General features: G+C 32.2%; 20 protein-coding genes and 5 tRNA genes. 15 read left to right on the forward strand and 10 right to left on the reverse strand.

Annotated features, from left to right (window positions below; translation table 11 throughout):
- Positions 1 to 291: 291 nt before the first annotated feature.
- Both CIGN_RS08145 and CIGN_RS08150 read right to left on the reverse strand, forming a co-directional pair.
- On the reverse strand, positions 292 to 456 hold the full coding sequence (locus CIGN_RS08145) for a hypothetical protein (RefSeq protein ID WP_180381652.1): 165 nt from the start codon (positions 454 to 456) through the stop codon (positions 292 to 294).
- 35 nt (positions 457 to 491) lie between these two features.
- Positions 492 to 665 (reverse strand): hypothetical protein, encoded by a 174-nt coding sequence (locus tag CIGN_RS08150; RefSeq protein ID WP_180383468.1) that lies wholly within the window; start codon positions 663 to 665, stop codon positions 492 to 494.
- Between the two features lie 685 nt (positions 666 to 1,350).
- On the opposite strand from CIGN_RS08150, the gene CIGN_RS00980 reads away from it, so the two are divergent.
- The 6 genes from CIGN_RS00980 (at position 1,351) to CIGN_RS01005 (ending at position 5,476) form a co-directional block, all read left to right on the forward strand.
- On the forward strand, positions 1,351 to 1,608 hold the full coding sequence (locus CIGN_RS00980) for a hypothetical protein (protein WP_115633444.1): 258 nt from the start codon (positions 1,351 to 1,353) through the stop codon (positions 1,606 to 1,608).
- A gap of 66 nt (positions 1,609 to 1,674) precedes the next feature.
- Positions 1,675 to 1,998, forward strand: coding sequence for a hypothetical protein (locus CIGN_RS00985; RefSeq protein ID WP_236844764.1), 324 nt, complete (start codon positions 1,675 to 1,677; stop codon positions 1,996 to 1,998).
- A gap of 359 nt (positions 1,999 to 2,357) precedes the next feature.
- Positions 2,358 to 2,972, forward strand: coding sequence for a hypothetical protein (locus CIGN_RS00990; RefSeq protein WP_086301994.1), 615 nt, complete (start codon positions 2,358 to 2,360; stop codon positions 2,970 to 2,972).
- A 100-nt stretch (positions 2,973 to 3,072) separates the two neighbouring features.
- On the forward strand, positions 3,073 to 3,303 hold the full coding sequence (locus CIGN_RS00995; protein WP_086301995.1) for a hypothetical protein: 231 nt from the start codon (positions 3,073 to 3,075) through the stop codon (positions 3,301 to 3,303).
- Positions 3,287 to 4,300, forward strand: a complete 1,014-nt coding sequence (locus tag CIGN_RS01000) for an AAA family ATPase (RefSeq protein ID WP_181892509.1) — start codon at positions 3,287 to 3,289, stop codon at positions 4,298 to 4,300. Before CIGN_RS00995 ends, CIGN_RS01000 begins: the two co-directional genes overlap by 17 nt.
- Positions 4,301 to 5,050: 750 nt before the next feature.
- Complete coding sequence (locus CIGN_RS01005) at positions 5,051 to 5,476, forward strand: hypothetical protein (RefSeq protein WP_086301997.1); 426 nt, start codon at positions 5,051 to 5,053, stop codon at positions 5,474 to 5,476.
- On the opposite strand, the gene CIGN_RS01010 is transcribed toward CIGN_RS01005, so the two are convergent.
- Both CIGN_RS01010 and CIGN_RS08280 read right to left on the reverse strand, forming a co-directional pair.
- Entirely contained in the window at positions 5,465 to 6,247 is a 783-nt protein-coding gene (locus CIGN_RS01010) for an IS1595 family transposase (protein WP_236844765.1), read from the reverse strand. The genes CIGN_RS01005 and CIGN_RS01010 overlap by 12 nt on opposite strands.
- Positions 6,222 to 6,509, reverse strand: coding sequence for a transposase (locus CIGN_RS08280; RefSeq protein WP_309543861.1), 288 nt, complete (start codon positions 6,507 to 6,509; stop codon positions 6,222 to 6,224). The genes CIGN_RS01010 and CIGN_RS08280 overlap by 26 nt, the downstream gene beginning before the upstream one ends.
- 123 nt (positions 6,510 to 6,632) lie before the next feature.
- Here CIGN_RS08280 and CIGN_RS01015 point away from each other — a divergent pair, with 123 nt between their 5' ends.
- Genes CIGN_RS01015 through CIGN_RS01025 form a run of 3 tightly spaced genes read left to right on the forward strand, consistent with a single transcriptional unit; the run spans position 6,633 to position 10,621 of the window.
- Positions 6,633 to 6,887 carry a transcriptional regulator gene (locus CIGN_RS01015; RefSeq protein WP_086233458.1) on the forward strand — a complete coding sequence of 85 codons (255 nt, stop codon included), beginning with the start codon at positions 6,633 to 6,635 and terminating at the stop codon, positions 6,885 to 6,887.
- A complete protein-coding gene (locus CIGN_RS01020) occupies positions 6,874 to 9,381 on the forward strand; it encodes a DNA cytosine methyltransferase (RefSeq protein WP_086301998.1) in 2,508 nt (835 codons plus the stop codon). The genes CIGN_RS01015 and CIGN_RS01020 overlap by 14 nt, the downstream gene beginning before the upstream one ends.
- Complete coding sequence (locus tag CIGN_RS01025; protein ID WP_086301999.1) at positions 9,359 to 10,621, forward strand: restriction endonuclease; 1,263 nt, start codon at positions 9,359 to 9,361, stop codon at positions 10,619 to 10,621. The genes CIGN_RS01020 and CIGN_RS01025 overlap by 23 nt, the downstream gene beginning before the upstream one ends.
- A 217-nt stretch (positions 10,622 to 10,838) precedes the next feature.
- On the opposite strand, the gene CIGN_RS01030 is transcribed toward CIGN_RS01025, so the two are convergent.
- The 3 genes from CIGN_RS01030 to CIGN_RS01040 all read right to left on the reverse strand — a co-directional run bounded on the left by CIGN_RS01030 (position 10,839) and on the right by CIGN_RS01040 (position 12,529).
- Positions 10,839 to 11,834, reverse strand: coding sequence for a tyrosine-type recombinase/integrase (locus CIGN_RS01030; protein WP_086302000.1), 996 nt, complete (start codon positions 11,832 to 11,834; stop codon positions 10,839 to 10,841).
- Entirely contained in the window at positions 11,771 to 12,271 is a 501-nt protein-coding gene (locus CIGN_RS01035) for an Arm DNA-binding domain-containing protein (RefSeq protein WP_086302001.1), read from the reverse strand. Before CIGN_RS01035 ends, CIGN_RS01030 begins: the two co-directional genes overlap by 64 nt.
- Positions 12,272 to 12,453: 182 nt before the next feature.
- Positions 12,454 to 12,529: transfer RNA gene (locus CIGN_RS01040), tRNA-Ala, on the reverse strand.
- 163 nt (positions 12,530 to 12,692) lie between these two features.
- Here CIGN_RS01040 and CIGN_RS01045 point away from each other — a divergent pair.
- The 6 genes from CIGN_RS01045 to CIGN_RS01065 all read left to right on the forward strand — a co-directional run bounded on the left by CIGN_RS01045 (position 12,693) and on the right by CIGN_RS01065 (position 14,425).
- A tRNA-Gly gene (locus tag CIGN_RS01045) sits at positions 12,693 to 12,767 on the forward strand.
- Between the two features lie 6 nt (positions 12,768 to 12,773).
- Positions 12,774 to 12,860, forward strand: a tRNA-Leu gene (locus tag CIGN_RS01050).
- 9 nt (positions 12,861 to 12,869) lie between these two features.
- Positions 12,870 to 12,943 (forward strand) — tRNA-Cys (locus CIGN_RS01055).
- A 16-nt stretch (positions 12,944 to 12,959) separates the two neighbouring features.
- On the forward strand, positions 12,960 to 13,112 hold the full coding sequence (locus tag CIGN_RS08155) for a hypothetical protein (protein WP_179186992.1): 153 nt from the start codon (positions 12,960 to 12,962) through the stop codon (positions 13,110 to 13,112).
- Positions 13,113 to 13,118: 6 nt separating this feature from the next.
- A tRNA-Ser gene (locus CIGN_RS01060) sits at positions 13,119 to 13,208 on the forward strand.
- Between the two features lie 35 nt (positions 13,209 to 13,243).
- On the forward strand, positions 13,244 to 14,425 hold the full coding sequence (locus CIGN_RS01065; protein WP_086302002.1) for a multidrug effflux MFS transporter: 1,182 nt from the start codon (positions 13,244 to 13,246) through the stop codon (positions 14,423 to 14,425).
- A gap of 39 nt (positions 14,426 to 14,464) precedes the next feature.
- On the opposite strand, the gene thyX is transcribed toward CIGN_RS01065, so the two are convergent.
- The 3 genes from thyX to typA all read right to left on the reverse strand — a co-directional run bounded on the left by thyX (position 14,465) and on the right by typA (position 17,780).
- The gene (thyX, locus tag CIGN_RS01070; protein WP_086233453.1) at positions 14,465 to 15,082 is read right to left on the reverse strand and encodes an FAD-dependent thymidylate synthase; all 618 of its coding nucleotides are present in this window, start codon (positions 15,080 to 15,082) and stop codon (positions 14,465 to 14,467) included.
- 9 nt (positions 15,083 to 15,091) lie between these two features.
- Positions 15,092 to 15,691, reverse strand: a complete 600-nt coding sequence (locus tag CIGN_RS01075; RefSeq protein WP_086302003.1) for a nitroreductase family protein — start codon at positions 15,689 to 15,691, stop codon at positions 15,092 to 15,094.
- Positions 15,692 to 15,977: 286 nt separating this feature from the next.
- Positions 15,978 to 17,780 (reverse strand): translational GTPase TypA, encoded by a 1,803-nt coding sequence (typA, locus tag CIGN_RS01080; RefSeq protein WP_086251142.1) that lies wholly within the window; start codon positions 17,778 to 17,780, stop codon positions 15,978 to 15,980.
- Positions 17,781 to 17,802 lie beyond the last annotated feature (22 nt).

A 17,802-nucleotide genomic window follows, 5' to 3' on the forward strand; every position in this document is an offset into this window, starting at 1 on the left:
GGTATTTTGTTTGGTAAATTTAAAAATTTAGATTGGATAAATTTAGAATCTTTGGATTGAGATATCTAGAATTTCAATTCTTTGGTATTTAAAAGGGATTAAAGAATTTAAAAGGGTTCAAAAAAAGGTAAAGCTTAAAAACCCAAATAATATAAATAAGATTTATAAAATTCAAATAATATTTTAGAATTCAAATTTGATATTTGCTATACCATTGATACGTAGTTTCTACCATATCTAAAAGAGGCTTCTACATATGGCCTAGAGCTTATAATACTACCAAAGTCATATCTAGCTAATATACCACACCGATATATCTACTATTTTTTTATCCATATACTTTATAAATAGCTCTTTATATGTATGCTTTTTAGCTCCATTTAATAGATTAAAATCCTTTCCTAACTCATCAAATTTATTTAGTAGCTTAATGGCATCTCCTAGCCTTAAGCACATTATAAATTCCAACTCTAAACTCTTCTAATTTTTATTTATGTTTTTGCCATATTTGTCATAAATAGTAATTGAAAAACCTTGCTTCCTTTAGGATTGATATAAATTTCAAGCTCCTTAGTATTCCCCACAACAGCAAAATATCTTTTATTTATTATCTCTAAAAGCTCGATATCTTTATCACTCAAACAAGCCTTTGAAATATTAGCCATAATAACTCTTTTAATAGTGACTTAATTAGTAGTAAAATTTTTTTGAGAATTAATAGTATTTTTTCAAAATCAATTGAGAAAAAACAGCAATAAAAAACCCTCTCCAAGTATGAAAAATAGGCAATAAAACTGAATAAATAAAAAAGGATTTGAACAGATATAAGATATTAAATGGTGGGTTAAGCTCACCAGTTATATAGTCGTGTAAGTATTATATTATCAGTATTTTAGAAATATAAAATTTATAAAGTAACCTAATAAGTAACTTATTTACTTTTTATTGTTTATTTTTTATTTTTATGGAGAGAGTTAGATTATAGAATTAAAATGATTACTTTTCCCCAACTTTTCCCTACCATAGGGAAAAGTTCCCCAGCTATGTTACCACCGATATTAGAAGGCAATTTTTTTAACCACTTTTCCCTATTTTTTGGTTACTGTGTAAAGAACCAATAAAAAAAGAGGAATTTCTTCTTTATTGGTAGATAAAATCTCAGCCAAATTCTAAATAAATTCCAAAATTTTATATCAAATTTAACAAAACAAGCTATAATTCTACAAAGACTTGCACCTCTATCTCTAGGGGCGGTTAGATTATTTATCTAACAAAATAACTATATAATAAATTGCTTGGAGTGTGTAAGCAACTATCATAATCACTATTTTCAAGTCTTTTAGACTCATTTTGCTATTTTGGATTTTAGTCGCAAGGCTAGGAGACAAAGTAGCTTTTTCATTAGCTTCTATCTTAGATCTTGGTTTGATGGCAGATATAAATTTGGCAGTAAATCAAGCCGATGGTAGGGACGCCCACACCCCCTACACTCAAGCCCAAAGTCTTGACGGGCGACTGGTTCAAAAGAACATTTCATCAGCTATGATTACAATTGTATCACATAATGTTAAATATGATGAGAATGATTGTAAAAAATCAAAAAATTAAAAAGCAGAATTGGAGCATTAATGATGCTATTTATAATAAAATTAATAAAACTTGTTGGAGTTATTAATGAATAAACATAGCGAGTTAGAAATTTTTAAGCTCTGCGAGAGATTAGCAGAGCTTTTAGGTGATAAGGAAGCCATAGCAGATTTGAATATATTATTAGAGCGACATCCTGAGATGTTTGTAGGCAAAGAGCAAGTTTATAATTTAATTAAAAAAGTCATAAATGATCCAGAAATAATTATCAAAAACCCAACTCCAACAAATGATCAAGATTACATTGCAGGTAGTAGATTAAATGAACAAAAAATGGGCGAAATAGATATACACAAAGATGAAAACATTAGTAAGATATATTACACTAATGAAAAAATATTAAAAAAATAGGGCAATTAGATAAAAAAAGAAGTTGTATATAAGAAGCCGATGGTAGGGACGCCCACTTCCTACACTCAAGCCCAAAGTCTTGACGAGCGACTGGTTCAAAAGAACATTTCATCGGCTCTTGCAAAAGCAAGAAGATTATTATATTATAAATTAACTAAAAATCACAAAATCAAGATCTTAGCGGAAATAGATAATGGTTTTTACTGGTAATCAAAAATTTAAATATAGCGAATTTTTTTAATTTTACCAGTAAGAAAAAAGATTTTTTCTTACTGGTATCTTGGCTAAATTTACAACAAACTAGCATAAAATCAAATATTTTATAGTAAAATACAATAAATTTACAAAAATGGATAATTATGAAAAGTTTAACATTTGATGAGATTTACCAGGATTTAAAAAGCCTAGAGTATGATTATTTACAGCCTACACTTGATAGGATACTAGCAGAAGAACCACGATATATAGAGAATTTTAATAAAGTATTTGCAAATTTGACTGATAATGCGTATCTTGAGCTCAAACAATTGTTTATGGAGTTTGGTTTGGATTTTATAGATTTTAATAAGGAAATTCAGGCTAAGAAAAAAGCTATTTGGAAAATTCGATGCTCTTTAAAAGATGGTTATACACTAGTACCGCTTATCGCTTCAGCGACATTTACAGCACTTAATGATTACATAGAGAATTTAAAAAAGCAAAAGGAATTAGGCATACCTATTGTTGATATAGGTAACATTCACGGCAAAGAGACAATTGAGACTTTAAACAAAATTAGCTCTATACTCAATCAAACGAATTCAAATTACAAATATATCAATTTGCAAGCTTTGAAAAATGATTATAATGTAAAATTAGCTCAAATAGCTAAGAAGTATAGGATTAGTCTTGGAAAATTTAGAGCATTTGTAGCTTTTGAGCAAATTTTTAAAACGACAAAAAGCAGTAAAAAAAGAAAAATAAAAATAATTTAGTAAAAAACGCAATAATTTAGATTTTTTATGCTATACTTCCTTTCAAGATTTAGAATTTAATGAAATTCATAAAAATCTAATAATCAAGAAAGGAATTAAGATGGCAGGAATTGATATTCTAAATAGCACTGACTACTTAACAATTAGTGATGTAGAAACTATATATCACATTAAAAGAGCCAATCATGCCAAGCTAAGAATGGCTAAAAATCAAAACCCAAACAATCCGTTTTTATTCTCAAAGATAGGTAAAATCATACTATACAAACGCTCAGATATTGAAAATTTCATAAATGGAAATATAAGGAGATATGATGAAAATGGAATATAATTCCACGCAAAGCGTGGAACAAAACATACACGATATTATATCTAAATTTGGCTTAGAGGCTACTTCTGAAATGATAAATAATACAAAAGATGAGTGGATAATACCAAATTTCTTAGCCCCACAAACTATAACAATGATTTACGCTTCAGCTGGTGCTGGTAAAAGCTTATTTACGCTTTATTTGACTAAATTTTTACTACAAGAGAATAAATTTAGCCAAATCCACTACCTAGATGCAGACAATAGCCCACGAGTGTTAAAAGACCGCAATCTAAATCAAATTCTAGATAGTTTTAAAGATAGCTTTCACTACTACTTTATAGATAAACCAAAAAACGGCGATATTCTAACTAATCTCTCAAAGTCAAACGACTTAGATGGCGTGCTAATTATCATTGATAGTATAAGAAATTTTATCAATGTTGATTTTACCAAAGATGATAAGATAACTAGCTTTTTAGATAAATTACAAAAGTTAAGAAATTTAGGTGCTACAATAATCTTTTTACACCATCAGCCAAAGCAAATTGATGATGAGAATAATAAAGCTTATAAAGGTTCAATAGCCTTTATGGATAGTGTAGATGAAGGTTATTATCTCTCTTTGATTAAAGAGCATAGTATTCTTGGATTAAATGAGTTATTTTTTACTCTTGAGCCACAGAAGTTTAGATTTGATATGGCTATATCAAATTTTATAATCAACACTGATAACTTTGGCTTTAAAAAAGATGATAACTTACTTTTTGCTAGTAATGATATAGCTCGATATACAGCGGAATATGTGATTAAAATTTTGCAAAAACATGCAAATGGATTGCCAAAAAGCAAATTAATCAAAGAGCTAAAAGATTTAGCCTTTAGAGATGATGTCGAAGTGTATCGCAAGAATTCCTTATGGAGATTTATGGATAAATTTAAAAATCGCCTTTGGACTATCACTAGAGAAGCTAAGCATAATACGATAAGATATAAGTTGATAAACTCCCAGTTTTAGCTTTACTAAATTTACTCTACTTTTTAGTGTAGTATTTGAGTATTTATAAATTATTGCTAATAAAACGTAAAAATCAACTTTTATATTTTTTTATTTTGTCAGGATAGCAACTTACGCCAATTTTTGACCACATTTTTTAAAATGAAGTCAAAAAGCATAAGTTGCATTTCTGCGAAGCTCCTAAAAAATTCCACTAAAGAAAAAACTAAATTAACAAATGGTATTAAATAAAAACCTAGCATAACTTTTAAAAATTTTTATATTCATAAATGAACAAAACCAGTTTTAAAATCGATTTAAAATAAATCAAATAGCTTTAAAATATTTAAAACGATTTAAAAGCAAATTTCGCAAGTCAATCTTTAAATTTTTTATTTTTCTTTAGTGAAATTTTTAAGAGCGTCGCAGACTTAGAGTTTTATGCTAAAAATGGCTTGGGGTCATTTTTTTGGCATAAAACCTTATCCTGCCAATCTAAAAAATATAAAAGTCAAAATTTGGACTTTTTGCCTAGAAAAATATAAAACCCAAATTCTTTGCTTTAAATCTAGAGCTAAACTGGTTTGAACAAATTTAAAATTTTGATTGAAATTTATAAAAACCATTAAAGAAAAAATCAAGAAATTTTAAAATTGTTTAACCACTAAATCGCGGTATTATGTAGCAACCGTAAATAACTTCTATAAAATAATCAGATAAAATTATAGCCATATTAATCGCATATAGCAATTGCAGTAAAAAGGGAAAAATATGGCAGAATCTCATGTAATATCGGCTTTAGTAGCTAAACACGCAGATCTTCAAGGCAAGATCAAATCATATCAAGAAGCTATCAAAGAAGAGAGAGATGAAATTTCAACTATCTCAAAAAGTATAAAGATATTTGATCCGAACTACGACTTAAGAAAAATAGCACTCAAGAAAACGAGAGAAAGATATTTTAAGCACAAAGAGTTAACAAAGCTTGTTATAGAGCATATAAAAAGCAACGACAATGTCGATATAAATGAATTAACAGAGTATGTAATGAAAGCAAAAGCTCTGTCGCAAGAGCTTCATAAATCGATATACGGCGGAATTTACACCGTTTTAGAGAATTTAGTCCGTCAATACATAATAGAATGTCGTGTTATAAACGATGCAAAACAATATCGTATAAAAATCCTAAATGCCTAATCTCTCAGCTACTCTATGATTGCCTTGCCAATAACCGCAGAATTCGTTTGAAATTCCACTGTCTAAGCACTTTTTTAAAATGTCTCTAAAGGTAAAGCCGTTGTTAAATCGCCTTGTATCCTCTCGGTAAGCTATCTCATTAGCATAGTTTGACAGATACAATGTGCCTAATTTATGACATTGTCCGTATTGAAGTCTGCAAAATCTTGAATTGTAGCTTTCGCTTTGATTGTTATTCTCTCCGTTTATACCGCAATACTCTACGGAGTGATTAACCACTTTGTGATCGTAATGAGCGATAAAATTTAAATATCCGATATTCTCATCGGTATGCACTTCACTACCTCTTACGATAAATCTATAAGCTATACGACTAAGCTCTATCGGGTTTTCGCTTCTTAAAATAAAAGTTCTCGTGTGATTTGCTCCGATACCGAATTCGCTTCTTTGCCTAAGCGATATAACCACTCTTTTATTAGGCTTATATACCTTTTTACGATCTATTCTCTTTTCTAGTCTATTTCTAGGACGGATATAGCCGTTAACATATACGCCGTCCATTTCGACTACGCCTTGAAACGGTTGCGAATTATCATAATCCATTAAGCTTTCACGAATTTTATGAAGCAATACCCATGCAGTTTTGTATTGAACGTCTAAATCGCGAGAGAGTTGTAATGCCGAAATTCCTTTAGCGGCATTAGCAAATATCGCAATGGCGGTAAGTATAGTCTGAAGTGGTAGCTTATGTCCATGAAAAAATCGTGCCACTAGTAACGCTAAAGAAACTTGCGCACTCCTTGTATTTAAACTGTTTGCGAGAGGCTATGAAGTAAATTTTGCCCCCACTGTCGCAGCAAGGACATACCGGGTTGCCTTTGGTTTCAAACCAGCGAACTTGTCTAAAAGTTGCGATGGCCTGAAAATCGTTCATCTTCGCAATTTTAATAAGAGATAGCTTACGAGCTTTAGCCGATAGTAAAAAGTGTTGTGCTATATTTAATCTCCCTATTTTTATAGTTATATTATACATAATTATACCTATATTGAAGCTTAAAATTCATACATAAAAATATTCATGGTATACATATATACATCTCTTTTATATTTAAAGATATTTAGATATAATACAAGCATTGATATAAAGGGCATAAATATGAAGTTATCGCAAATTTTAAAGAAGACGCATACTCTTATAGAGAGCAAAGAGATACAAAATATTTCGCAACAAGAGATGGCAAATAGACTTGGAGTGTCTTTGCGAACATATACAGAGTGGCTAAGAGATGTTAATCAACCGTTAGCAATGAGGGCTATTTTGGATATGCTTTCACAGCTTAACGATGATGATATTGTAAGAATTGTTAGAACTTGGGAAGCAAGAAAGAGTATATCTAATGTTGCCGAATAAAATCCTTACATATATATCGCTCTTTTCATCTGCTGGGGTCGGTTGTTATGGTTTTAAAGAAGCTGGTTTTGAATGTATAGCCACAAATGAAATTATAGAACGTAGATTAAAAATTCAAATGATAAATAATAAATGTAAATTTCAAAGCGGCTATATATTAGGAGATATAAGAGAAAAAGACATAAAAAAACAAATTAAAAATCAAATAGAAGTTTATAAAAAATTAGGGAATGATAAGGTAGATGTTTTAATAGCAACGCCTCCTTGTCAAGGTATGAGTGTCGCGAATCACAAAAAACAACCCAACGAAATAGATAGGAATTCTCTTGCGGTTGAAAGCGTTAATATGATAGTTGATGTTAAACCTAGATTTTTTATTATAGAAAATGTTTCGAGCTTCTATAAGACTGGTTGTATAGCACAAAATGGTAAAGTTACGCAAATAGGCGATATGATAGAGGCAAATTTGGCTGAGAATTACTGCATATATAATGAGATTATAAATTTTAAAAATTATGGAGGCAATTCATCTCGGACTAGAACTTTGGTTATTGGAGTTTGTAAAGAATTAGCTAATTTCATATCTCCTTTAGAACTTTTCCCTGATTTTACAAAGCAAAAAAGTCTAAAACAAGTTATAGGCCATTTGCGAAATTTGCAATGGGGCGAATTTGATAAAAATGACTTTTTTCATAGCTTTAGAACATATCCAGTACACATGAGAGAGTGGATAAAGGATATAGCCCAAGGGCAGAACGCCTTTGAAAATAAAGATGAGAGAAAACGCCCACATCAAACTATAAATGGCAAAATAGTTCTAAACAAAGCAAAAAACGGCGATAAATATACTAGACAAAAATGGGAATCGGTAGCACCTTGCGTTCATACAAGGAACGACCAACTCGCTAGCCAAAATACTATTCATCCAGTAGACGATAGAGTTTTTTCTATAAGAGAACTTATGCTTATGATGAGCATTCCTGATAATTTTAAGTGGATTGATGCTTCATTAGAACAACTTAACTCTTTAAATGACGATGAAAAAATAAAAACAAGCAAAAAATACGAAATTAATATTCGTCAAAGTATAGGAGAAGCTGTTCCTACTGCAATTTTCAGACAAATAGCCTACAAAATATTAAATTTTATGCGGAAACAAAAGTTAAAACAAAATGAAATTACTAATATAATCGCTAAACATGGCTTAATAAATAACAATAAGTTAAAAGAATACATTATTAGCAATAAAGACAATATAGACGCGGCCTCATTGTCTGCTATTGCCGAGATGTCCAATGCAAAAAGGGAATCTCATTCTGCATACTTTACAAATAGATTTATCGTTAATGAAATAGCCAAGACTCTACCGACTTTTAATAAAAACTCAATTACAATTATTGAACCTAGTGCTGGATGCGGTAATTTCTTGCCTATTATTTTTAAAAAATATGAAAGTGTGGATCATGTAAATTTAAAACTTATTGATATAGATGGTGACAGCTTAGAGATTTTAAAAATACTATATTATGATATAGTCCCAACAAATTTTAATTTAGAGTTTATAAATACAGATTTTATGGAATATGAAGCAAAGGCAGATTTGATAATTGGCAATCCCCCGTTTTCCAAACTATCTAAAAATAGCAAATATAGAGTTCAATTAAGCGATGAAATCAGTAGCTTAGCTGGTGCTTTTTTAGAAAAATCACTTAAAATTTCAGACTATGTGTCCATGATAATGCCGAAAAATTTATTAAATACAAAAGATTATAGAGGCACTAGAGAACTTCTTGCAAAAAAAGGAGTTAGTAATATTTTAGACTTTGGAGAGTTTGGCTTTAATGGAGTATTGATAGAAACTATAAATATAACAACCGGCAAACAAAATGAGATTAATGTCAAATCTCTACCTCTAAGGATTAATTTAAAGCAGAAAAAAAACTATATTTTTGACAAAGACTTGCCATACTGGGTCATTTATAGGAACTTTTTCTTCGATACTATTCTGAGTAAAATGGATTTTGGAATTTTCGATGTTTTTCGCGATAGGCAGCTTACGAATTCAAATACATCCACCAATAAGACAAAGCAGGCCATAAGGGTTTTAAAATCGCGTAATATTGCAGATGATGGAAAAATAATACAAATTGACGGTTATGATAGCTATGTTGAGAAAAACAAACTTGATAAATTTGCCGCATCTAAGTTCTTAAATCGAGATGATGTTTATTTAACCCCAAATATGACGTACAATCCACGTCTTGTAAAAAAAGAAAGTGGTTATGTGGTAAATGGCTCGGTGGCTATCCTTATCCCAAAAATTTCTAAAAATTTAAGCAGTAAACAGCTAAAATATATTTCCAGTAGTGATTTTAGAGAATTTTATAAAATAGCACGCAATTATCAAACAAGAACATTAAATGTTGATAGCGTTAGCTGTTTTTGGTTTGGAGCTTTAAAGGAGGAATATTGTGACGAGAGAGGAAGTTTTTGAATTTTTAAATTCTAGAAATTATGATGTTAGAATTAGTGGCAATGCTAGGTGGATAGATCAAAAATGCACGGCTGACGTAATACTTATAATAGCTGATTGCATCTTACAACACACTGGTTATAACACAGAAACTGAATTCACTGTATCTGATATTTGGCAAGATCAATACACTAAAGATAATGTTGAAGCAATATTTTTAAAGCCAAATCTTGATTCTAATATGGCGAATAATGAATATAATAAATATTTTTCCCAACCTATCAATCTTTTGGAATATAGTGGGGCTTTATTGGATATTGGAACAAATTCGAGGCACAACTACAAAATTAATAATCTTGAACTTTTAGAGTTTATTGCACTTCGGGAGACAAATTCACTATTTTTCTTAACCAACTATATCAGAAAAGTTTTGCAAGATAGTGGAATTTATGACAGTTTTCAAAATTTCTTAGACAATCAAACACATAATGATTTTATACAACTCAAACAAACCTTTATTGACTTTACGATCACTCATACAAGAATCAACAAATGGCTTGAATGCAGACGAATATTTACCAAAATTTTAAATCCTTTAGCTTTCTCCCTACAAAAACTTGGAACAAGAAGAGGATTTCCGTCATCAACACCTATTACATTAGACGAGTTAAGATATAATAGAATAAACTGGAGAGATGAGCTTAGTGGTAAAAGCAAAAATATAACAAGACAAGAATATAATGAGCAACAACAGCAAGTCGACGCTACATCAAGATATAACGTAGAAAGAGCCAAAAGAATTGTAAGACGCTTTAATGCACAATATCACAATTCAGTATCTGAGGTCTTGCAAGATACAGAGTTGGTTAATGCTACGCAGATTCATCATATTTTTCCAGAGTCTGAGTTTCCGTCAATTAGCGACTATATAGAGAATTTGATTGCGCTAACTCCAAATCAACACATCAGTATGGCACATCCAAACAATCAAACAAGATATATTGATAGGGATTTCCAATACATTTGTTTATTAGCAAAAACCAAAACTATAATGAATGACCTTTTAGGCGAATCAAGAACTGAGACATATAATTTTGATAGTTATAAAACTGTTCTAAATACTGGATTAGGAACAGATGATTTTGATGCAATAGAATATTTAAATTTTGCGTCCTTGTTGGAAAAAATAGATTTATTTTATTCAGACTTTAATACAGATTCTTATGGATACTTATTGGAGCGCAACAGACCATTGTTATAACTTTAAAATATTAAATTATCAAAAATATAGGTGTATTTGCTGCATAATACCGCTAAATCGAGTAGAAAATTTTTTAAATTTGCTACACGTATACACATATAGGGAAAAGTGGTTAAAAAAATTGCCTTCTAATATCGGTGGCAACATAGATGGGTAACTTTTCCCTATGGTAGGGAAAAGTGGGGGAAAAGTCCAAAAAAGTTAGGGAAAAGTAAAATTAAATCCCAAGTGGCTCAATAGAATTTAGATAATCTCCATACCACTGCATTAGCCTAGCTTTTTGTTCTATGGTTGCTTTGTCTCTTTCATATGAGCGTTTTACTGCGTTTAACTCTTTATGAGCTAAAACACTCTCAATTGTTTCTTCGCTTATGCCTAAATTTAAAAGCTCGGCTTTACTTTTAGAGCATATAGTTCTAAAAGTAGCTCTAAATCCGTGTGAAGTAGCAATGCCACTATATCTGTTTTTACTACCCAAATTTCTTATAGCTTTGCTTATTGTATCTCTATGTAGATGTCCGTTTGCATTAAGGGCTGGAAAGACAAATGGGCTATCAATAATTTTAAACATATGTTGTTCTTCTAATATTTTAAGAGCGTAAGAGATTAGTGTAACTTCGTGTACTGATTTAGTTTTCATCTGGTTTGCTGGAATAGTCCAAATTTTATTTTCTAAATCTATATCGCTCCATTTAGCGCTAACTGTATTAAATGGGCGATTAACGCAAAGAATTTGTAAATAGATAGCTCTTTTAGTTGATAAATCAAGCTTATTATCCATCTTTAAATCTATGATAAACTCTTTAATTTTTTCTTTATCGGTTAAGGCTGGAAGTCTAGTATCTACAAATTTATCAAGCGTAAAGCGACTAGCAGTAGGAAATGCTCTATGTAACTCTTTACTTGGGTTATAGGTGATATGCTCATCTCTTTGAGCTAAGCTAAAAACCTTATCAATATCATTGATTAAGCGGTGGATTGTCTCTAATCTTGAAGTGCGTGGGTTATTGGGATTAAAAATAGCATTTAAAACTGCAAAAATATCAGAATATTTTATAGTTTTTATATCTTTATTGCCAAAGCTTGGTAAGATATAGTTTTGGTGTTGTTTGGTTATTTTAGCGATATAGCTTTGGCTTATACCATTTTTTAATTTTTGCTTGATATATGTGTTAAATAAATTTTTATATAGATATTTTTCATCTTTACCCAATATTTTATAGTTTTTATATCTTTATTGCCAAAGCTTGGTAAGATATAGTTTTGGTGTTGTTTGGTTATTTTAGCGATATAGCTTTGGCTTATACCATTTTTTAATTTTTGCTTGATATATGTGTTAAATAAATTTTTATATAGATATTTTTCATCTTTACCCATAATTGTATTTATATCTTTACCGCTCTCAAGCTCTTTTAAAATCTTTAAGGCATCACGCCTAGCTTCAGCTACGCTATAAATGCCTTCTCTAAACTCGCCTATTTTTTTAAATTTATTTCTTTGATATTCTACTGAAAAAGTTTTCATACCACTTGGATTAATCCAAATATAAAGCTCTTTTGGATTACCAACTTTCTTTTTGTATTGTTGAGATAATACTTCTAGGTTTCTTATATCTTTATCTAGCAAATTTGCCTTTGAGATATTTGCCATTCTAATCCTTTTTATAGAAAAACTACGCTAATGATTATCTACTACGCTAATAACTACGCAATTTATTTGGAAATAATTATATCGTAAAAGAAAACAAAAAGAAAAAAATCCTATAAAAGTGCGATTTTATGAGAGTTAAAAGGAAATAAAAAGAAATAAAAGAAACTTAAAATAAACTTAAATGGTGGAGTTAAGCGGGATCGAACCGCCGACCTCTTGAATGCCATTCAAGCGCTCTCCCAGCTGAGCTATAACCCCATTTAAAAAATAGATTGTAATGATACATTTATTTTGCTTATAATTTTATGAAATTTATGAAATTCAATAAATTAGATAAAAATAGATAAAATTTTTTAAAATTTAGTAAAATCAAATTAAATTTTAAGGTTTCTTTTGCTATTATTCAATTTCCAAAATTGATGCGGGGATAGCTCAGGGGTAGAGCACAACCTTGCCAAGGTTGGGGTCGCGAGTTCGAATCTCGTTTCCCGCTCCATATTTAGCCCAGGTGGTGGAATGGTAGACACAAGGGACTTAAAATCCCTCGGAAATTACTTCCGTGCCGGTTCAAGTCCGGCTCTGGGCACCACTAGCATATGGCGACATGGCCAAGTGGTAAGGCAGAAGCCTGCAAAGCTTTTACCCCCAGTTCGAATCTGGGTGTCGCCTCCATATTTACAGGATTTATATGCGTTATATATTTTGTGCTTTTATCTTGTTATTATGCGGATGTTCTAATACTTGGCACGGAGTCAAAGAGGATTCTAAAGATGCCTATGAATGGTCTAAAGAAAAGGTCAATCAAGGTGCTAGCTGGGTAGAACAAAAAACTTCTAAATAATATACTCGGGAGATGGCTGAGTGGTCGAAAGCGGCGGTCTTGAAAACCGTTGAGGTGTGAAAGCCTCCAGGGGTTCGAATCCCTTTCTCCCGGCCACTTTTTGTAATCTACGCTTTTAAGGCTCTTTTTTTATGCGAAGCACTACAAAGATCCATGGATTTGCTAAATTTAAATTAATCATTATTTTAGCCTTTATGTCTAGCATTGCACCGCTATCTACAGATATGTATCTGCCAGCGCTATTGCATGTTCAAAGTAGCTTTTTAGCTAGTGAGTTTCTTACTCAGCTTAGTCTTGCTAGTTTTTTTATAGCATTTGCTTTGGGGCAGCTTATCTATGGTCCTTTAAGTGATACATTTGGGCGTAAAACTCCCTTGATAATTGGAATTTTGATATTTATTGCTTCAAGTCTTGGGTGCGTGCTAGTGGATAATATCTATATTTTTATTACTTTGCGATTTTTTGAAGCGCTTGGCGGTTGTGCTGGTGTGGTGATTGCTAGGGCTATTGTCAATGATAGTTTTGATATCAAAGATGCTGCTGGAGTGTATGCTTTAATGATGGTATTTTCATCACTTGCGCCTATGTTATCGCCGACATTTGGCGGGCTTTTGCTTAGCTATTTTTCGTGGCAAAGTATTTTTGCGGTTCTTTTTATGTTAGGGATTTTGCTACTTGGGTTTATTATTTTTGGACTTAAAGAGACTCAGCCAGTACGAACTAAATTTTCTCATCAAGCTACTATTGCTAGTTATAAATTTGTCCTAAAAGAGCAGATATTTATACTTTATAGTCTGCTTGGCGCATTTGCTTCGGCGGTGCTTTTTGCCTATATTACTGGTTCATCTTTTGTATTTATGGGGCATTTTGGCCTTAATGGGACGCAGTATGGGCTTCTTTTTGGTATTAATGCACTTGGATTTGTGCTATTTGCTAATATTAATGCTAGGCTTACTAGAAATTTTGATTGTCAAAATTTGCTTAAATTTGCCCTATTTATAATGCTTGGAGCGCTTGTAGTAGTAAGCATTGGAGCGCTTTTAGGGCTTGGATTTTGGATTTTTGAGGCTGGAATTTTTGTAGCTATTAGTATGCTTGGATTTATTTTGCCAAATGCTACAACATTAGCAATGGCAAGATTTACAGACCACTCTGGTACCGCCTCAGCTGTGCTTGGGACTATGCAGTTTGGATTAGCTGGGGTAATTGCTTTTGGGGTTGGAGCGCTTGGGGCAAATACTCCGTTATTTCTAGCTCTAGTAATGTTAGTACCGTGTGCTTTAGCAGTTATTTTACGCTTTAAAACAATATAGCTAATATAGATTTTAGCTCTTACTAAAATCTATATTATTTTAATCTTTATATACACACTCAGCAAAGATAAATTTATGCTCATTAGGGAGTGCATTATATATTGCATTTGCTAGATTTCGAATTTCCCAAAGGGCGCTTTTAGAACTTCTTAAGGTTATGAAATTTTGTAAGCTTCTAGCGTTTATACTCCAGCTTAATTCTGTTTTATAGCTCTCTGGAAGGCAGTATTTGGCTATATCTAAGCTTGTGTTTTGGTTTAGAATTTGGCGTAAGTTTTCAAGTGCGTTTATGCTTGCGTTATCTACAAATTCATTGCCAGTTAGCACTATATATCTACTTGCGTTATCAAAGTCATTAGGCTTAAACTCGCTTTCGTTTTTTAGCTCTTTTAATGTGTAGCGCGTGCTTTTTACGCTTAGGCTAGCTATGCGGTGGCGAGCTAACTCTTGGAGGCAAGCTCTGCTAATGCCTTTTATATAAAAGTTATAAAATAGATGCTCTAGCGTGCTTGCGTGTTTGAGTTGATTGCCTACTCTATCGATTAAAGCTAGATCTATTTCGCCGCCATTATCGCCTTTATCGAAGCTTTGCCAGCAGGTACGAATAGCGTTAGAACAAACCCATAGTGGCGTGTGATTTAGCAGTGTTACTTCCATTTTTTGCCCTTATTTATAGATTACTACTTGTTCTAAACTTTGGCGAATTTTAGCTGGTGCTTCTTCATCGCTATATCCTAAAGCAATTACAAGAACAGGTCTAAAATTCTCTCCTAAATTTACAAAATCATTTAATTTATTTGCATCAAAACCAGCTACAATGCAGCTTTTAATACCTAGACTTTGAGCGATATTGACCATATTAGCACTTGCCATATAGCATTGTAGTGATGCGTAGTGCATTAGTTCTTCATCGGTTTGCGGGTTAAACCTTGCTGCGAAGTGATCAAGGGCTTTTTGAAGTCTCTCAGGAGTGCGTGGTTTGCGATCTACTTGAGTTCTTATAAAATCACAACCCTCTTTTAGATCGTTGCGTGCGATGATGATTATAGCGTGGCTACATCCGCTTACTTGGGCTTGATTATTACAGATTTGCCCTAATTCTTTTAAATCGTTTTCTTTGCTAACAACCATAAATTTCCACGGTTCCAAACCGCATGAGCTAGGACTTAATCTAGTAAGATCTAAAATTTCGTTTATAGTCTCTTGATTAATTTTTTGGCCATTAAATTCTCTACATGAATAGCGTTCTTGCATTATTTTCTTCATTGTTTTTTCCTTTTTGGTTTGTGCTGATTTTGATTTGAATTTTGTAGATTATAGCGGTATTTTATCAATAGTTGGTGAATTTGGGTTAATGGATTAAACTCTAATATTTTTGTATAAATTTACTATTGCGAGCTAGATACATAATAATCAAAGATTTTACTATTTGATTATATAATAAATTAAAAGTCAAATTAAGCAGTAGATCTATAAGATTAACTGCTTAATTTAGTTAAGAATTTAACAAGATATTTAGATAAATGCAACTAATAAATCAACCTAAATTTATCTATTTTTTTGCCATTCTTTTGCGTACTGTTGGGTCTAAGTAGCGTTTTCTTACTCTAATATTTATTGGAGTAACTTCTACTAATTCATCTTCTTCAATCCACTCTAAAGCACGCTCTAAGCTTAGTTTGCGTGGTGGGACTAGCTTGATTGCGTCATCGCTTCCGCTAGCTCTTACATTGGTTAGATTTTTACCTTTAATTGGATTTACATCCAAATCATTTGGTCTGCTATGTTCGCCAATAATCATACCTACATAAACTTTTGTTTGCGGATCGCAAAATAGCACCCCACGATCTTGGAGATTAAATAAAGAATAGGCTAGAGCCACGCCATTTTCCATGCTTACTAACGCACCATTGCTTCTATGTTCAACTGTGCCAGTAAGTGGTCTAAACTCTAAAAAGCTGTGATTCATAACACCTTCGCCTTTTGTATCGGTCAAAAATTGACTTCTAAAGCCGATAAGCCCACGAGCTGGAATCTCAAATTCGATTCTAGTTTGACCATCGCCAGTAGGATTCATACTAACCATCTCAGCTTTTCTTTTGCCAAGTTTTTCAATTACTGCTCCAGTACAATCATCTGGTGCATCTATTACAAGTAGCTCAAATGGCTCACATTTTACTCCATCGATCTCTTTTATAATTACTTCTGGCCTACCAAGACAGAACTCAAAGCCCTCTCTTCTCATATTTTCAGCTAGAATTGTAATTTGTAATTCACCACGACCGCTTACTTTAAATTTACCTTCGCCTATATTTTCATATTTCATAGCGATATTGGTTTTCATCTCGCTCTCTAGGCGTTCATCAAGTTTATTTGATGTTACATATTTACCCTCTGTACCTGATAGCGGGCCATCATTTACGCTAAATACTACGCTTAAAGTTGGCTCTTCTATATGAAGTGGATCAAGTGGCATTGGTGAGTTAGGATCTACTACGCTATCTCCTACATCAAGAGCATCAAATCCGGCAATTGCTACGATATCTCCGCTACTTGCTGTATCTATATCTGTGCGTTCAAGTCCTAAAAATCCAATAAGTTTGCTAATTCTACCTGTGGTTTTGCTACCATCTGCTTTAGCTAGCATTACATTTTGGTTTTTGCTAATTGTGCCATTAAAAATTCTTGCAATACCGATTTTACCTACATAATTATCATAATCTAGTGTGAAAACTTGAAGTTGTAGTGGATTTTCATCTTTGCCACTTGGAGCTGGAACATGATTTATAATAGTTTCAAATAAAGGCTCCATATCGGTATTTTCATCTTCTAGCTTATGTTTAGCATAGCCATTTTTTGCTGCAGCATATACGATTGGGAATTCAAGCTGTTCATCATTGGCATCAAGTGCAACAAATAGATCAAAAATCTCATTGATAACTCTATCAGGATCGCCAGCTGGTTTATCGATTTTATTTACTACAACGATTGGGCGAAGACCTAAAGATAGGGCTTTTTTTACAACGAATTTGGTTTGTGGCATTACGCCTTCTTGTGCATCTACAAGAAGTAAAACTCCATCAACCATCTTTAAAACACGCTCAACCTCACCACCAAAGTCGGCGTGTCCTGGAGTGTCGATGATATTGATTTTATAATCTTTATAGCGAATAGCTGTATTTTTGCTAAGAATTGTGATACCACGCTCACGCTCGATATCATTGCTATCCATAACTCTTTCACCTATATTTTGGTGTTCTGTAAATGTGCCTGATTGTTTAAGTAGCTCATCTACCATTGTTGTTTTACCGTGGTCAACGTGTGCGATGACGGCGATATTTCTGATATTTTCCACTAGATTTTCCTTAAATATTTTC

The sequence above is a fragment of the Campylobacter devanensis genome, assembly GCF_002139915.1.
Lineage (GTDB): Bacteria > Campylobacterota > Campylobacteria > Campylobacterales > Campylobacteraceae > Campylobacter > Campylobacter devanensis.

What these genes read in the sequence shown, in the direction of transcription:
- CIGN_RS08145 (WP_180381652.1), bottom strand. Translation starts at nt 456, where the DNA reads ATGTGCTTAAGGCTAGGAGATGCCATTAAGCTACTAAATAAATTTGAT.
- CIGN_RS08150 (WP_180383468.1), bottom strand. Translation starts at nt 665, where the DNA reads ATGGCTAATATTTCAAAGGCTTGTTTGAGTGATAAAGATATCGAGCTT.
- CIGN_RS00985 (WP_236844764.1), top strand. Translation starts at nt 1,675, where the DNA reads ATGAATAAACATAGCGAGTTAGAAATTTTTAAGCTCTGCGAGAGATTA.
- CIGN_RS00990 (WP_086301994.1), top strand. Translation starts at nt 2,358, where the DNA reads ATGAAAAGTTTAACATTTGATGAGATTTACCAGGATTTAAAAAGCCTA.
- CIGN_RS00995 (WP_086301995.1), top strand. Translation starts at nt 3,073, where the DNA reads ATGGCAGGAATTGATATTCTAAATAGCACTGACTACTTAACAATTAGT.
- CIGN_RS01000 (WP_181892509.1), top strand. Translation starts at nt 3,287, where the DNA reads ATGAAAATGGAATATAATTCCACGCAAAGCGTGGAACAAAACATACAC.
- CIGN_RS01005 (WP_086301997.1), top strand. Translation starts at nt 5,051, where the DNA reads ATGGCAGAATCTCATGTAATATCGGCTTTAGTAGCTAAACACGCAGAT.
- CIGN_RS08280 (WP_309543861.1), bottom strand. Translation starts at nt 6,509, where the DNA reads ATGTATAATATAACTATAAAAATAGGGAGATTAAATATAGCACAACAC.
- CIGN_RS01015 (WP_086233458.1), top strand. Translation starts at nt 6,633, where the DNA reads ATGAAGTTATCGCAAATTTTAAAGAAGACGCATACTCTTATAGAGAGC.
- CIGN_RS01020 (WP_086301998.1), top strand. Translation starts at nt 6,874, where the DNA reads ATGTTGCCGAATAAAATCCTTACATATATATCGCTCTTTTCATCTGCT.
- CIGN_RS01035 (WP_086302001.1), bottom strand. Translation starts at nt 12,271, where the DNA reads ATGGCAAATATCTCAAAGGCAAATTTGCTAGATAAAGATATAAGAAAC.
- CIGN_RS08155 (WP_179186992.1), top strand. Translation starts at nt 12,960, where the DNA reads ATGCGTTATATATTTTGTGCTTTTATCTTGTTATTATGCGGATGTTCT.
- CIGN_RS01065 (WP_086302002.1), top strand. Translation starts at nt 13,244, where the DNA reads ATGCGAAGCACTACAAAGATCCATGGATTTGCTAAATTTAAATTAATC.
- thyX (WP_086233453.1), bottom strand. Translation starts at nt 15,082, where the DNA reads ATGGAAGTAACACTGCTAAATCACACGCCACTATGGGTTTGTTCTAAC.
- CIGN_RS01075 (WP_086302003.1), bottom strand. Translation starts at nt 15,691, where the DNA reads ATGAAGAAAATAATGCAAGAACGCTATTCATGTAGAGAATTTAATGGC.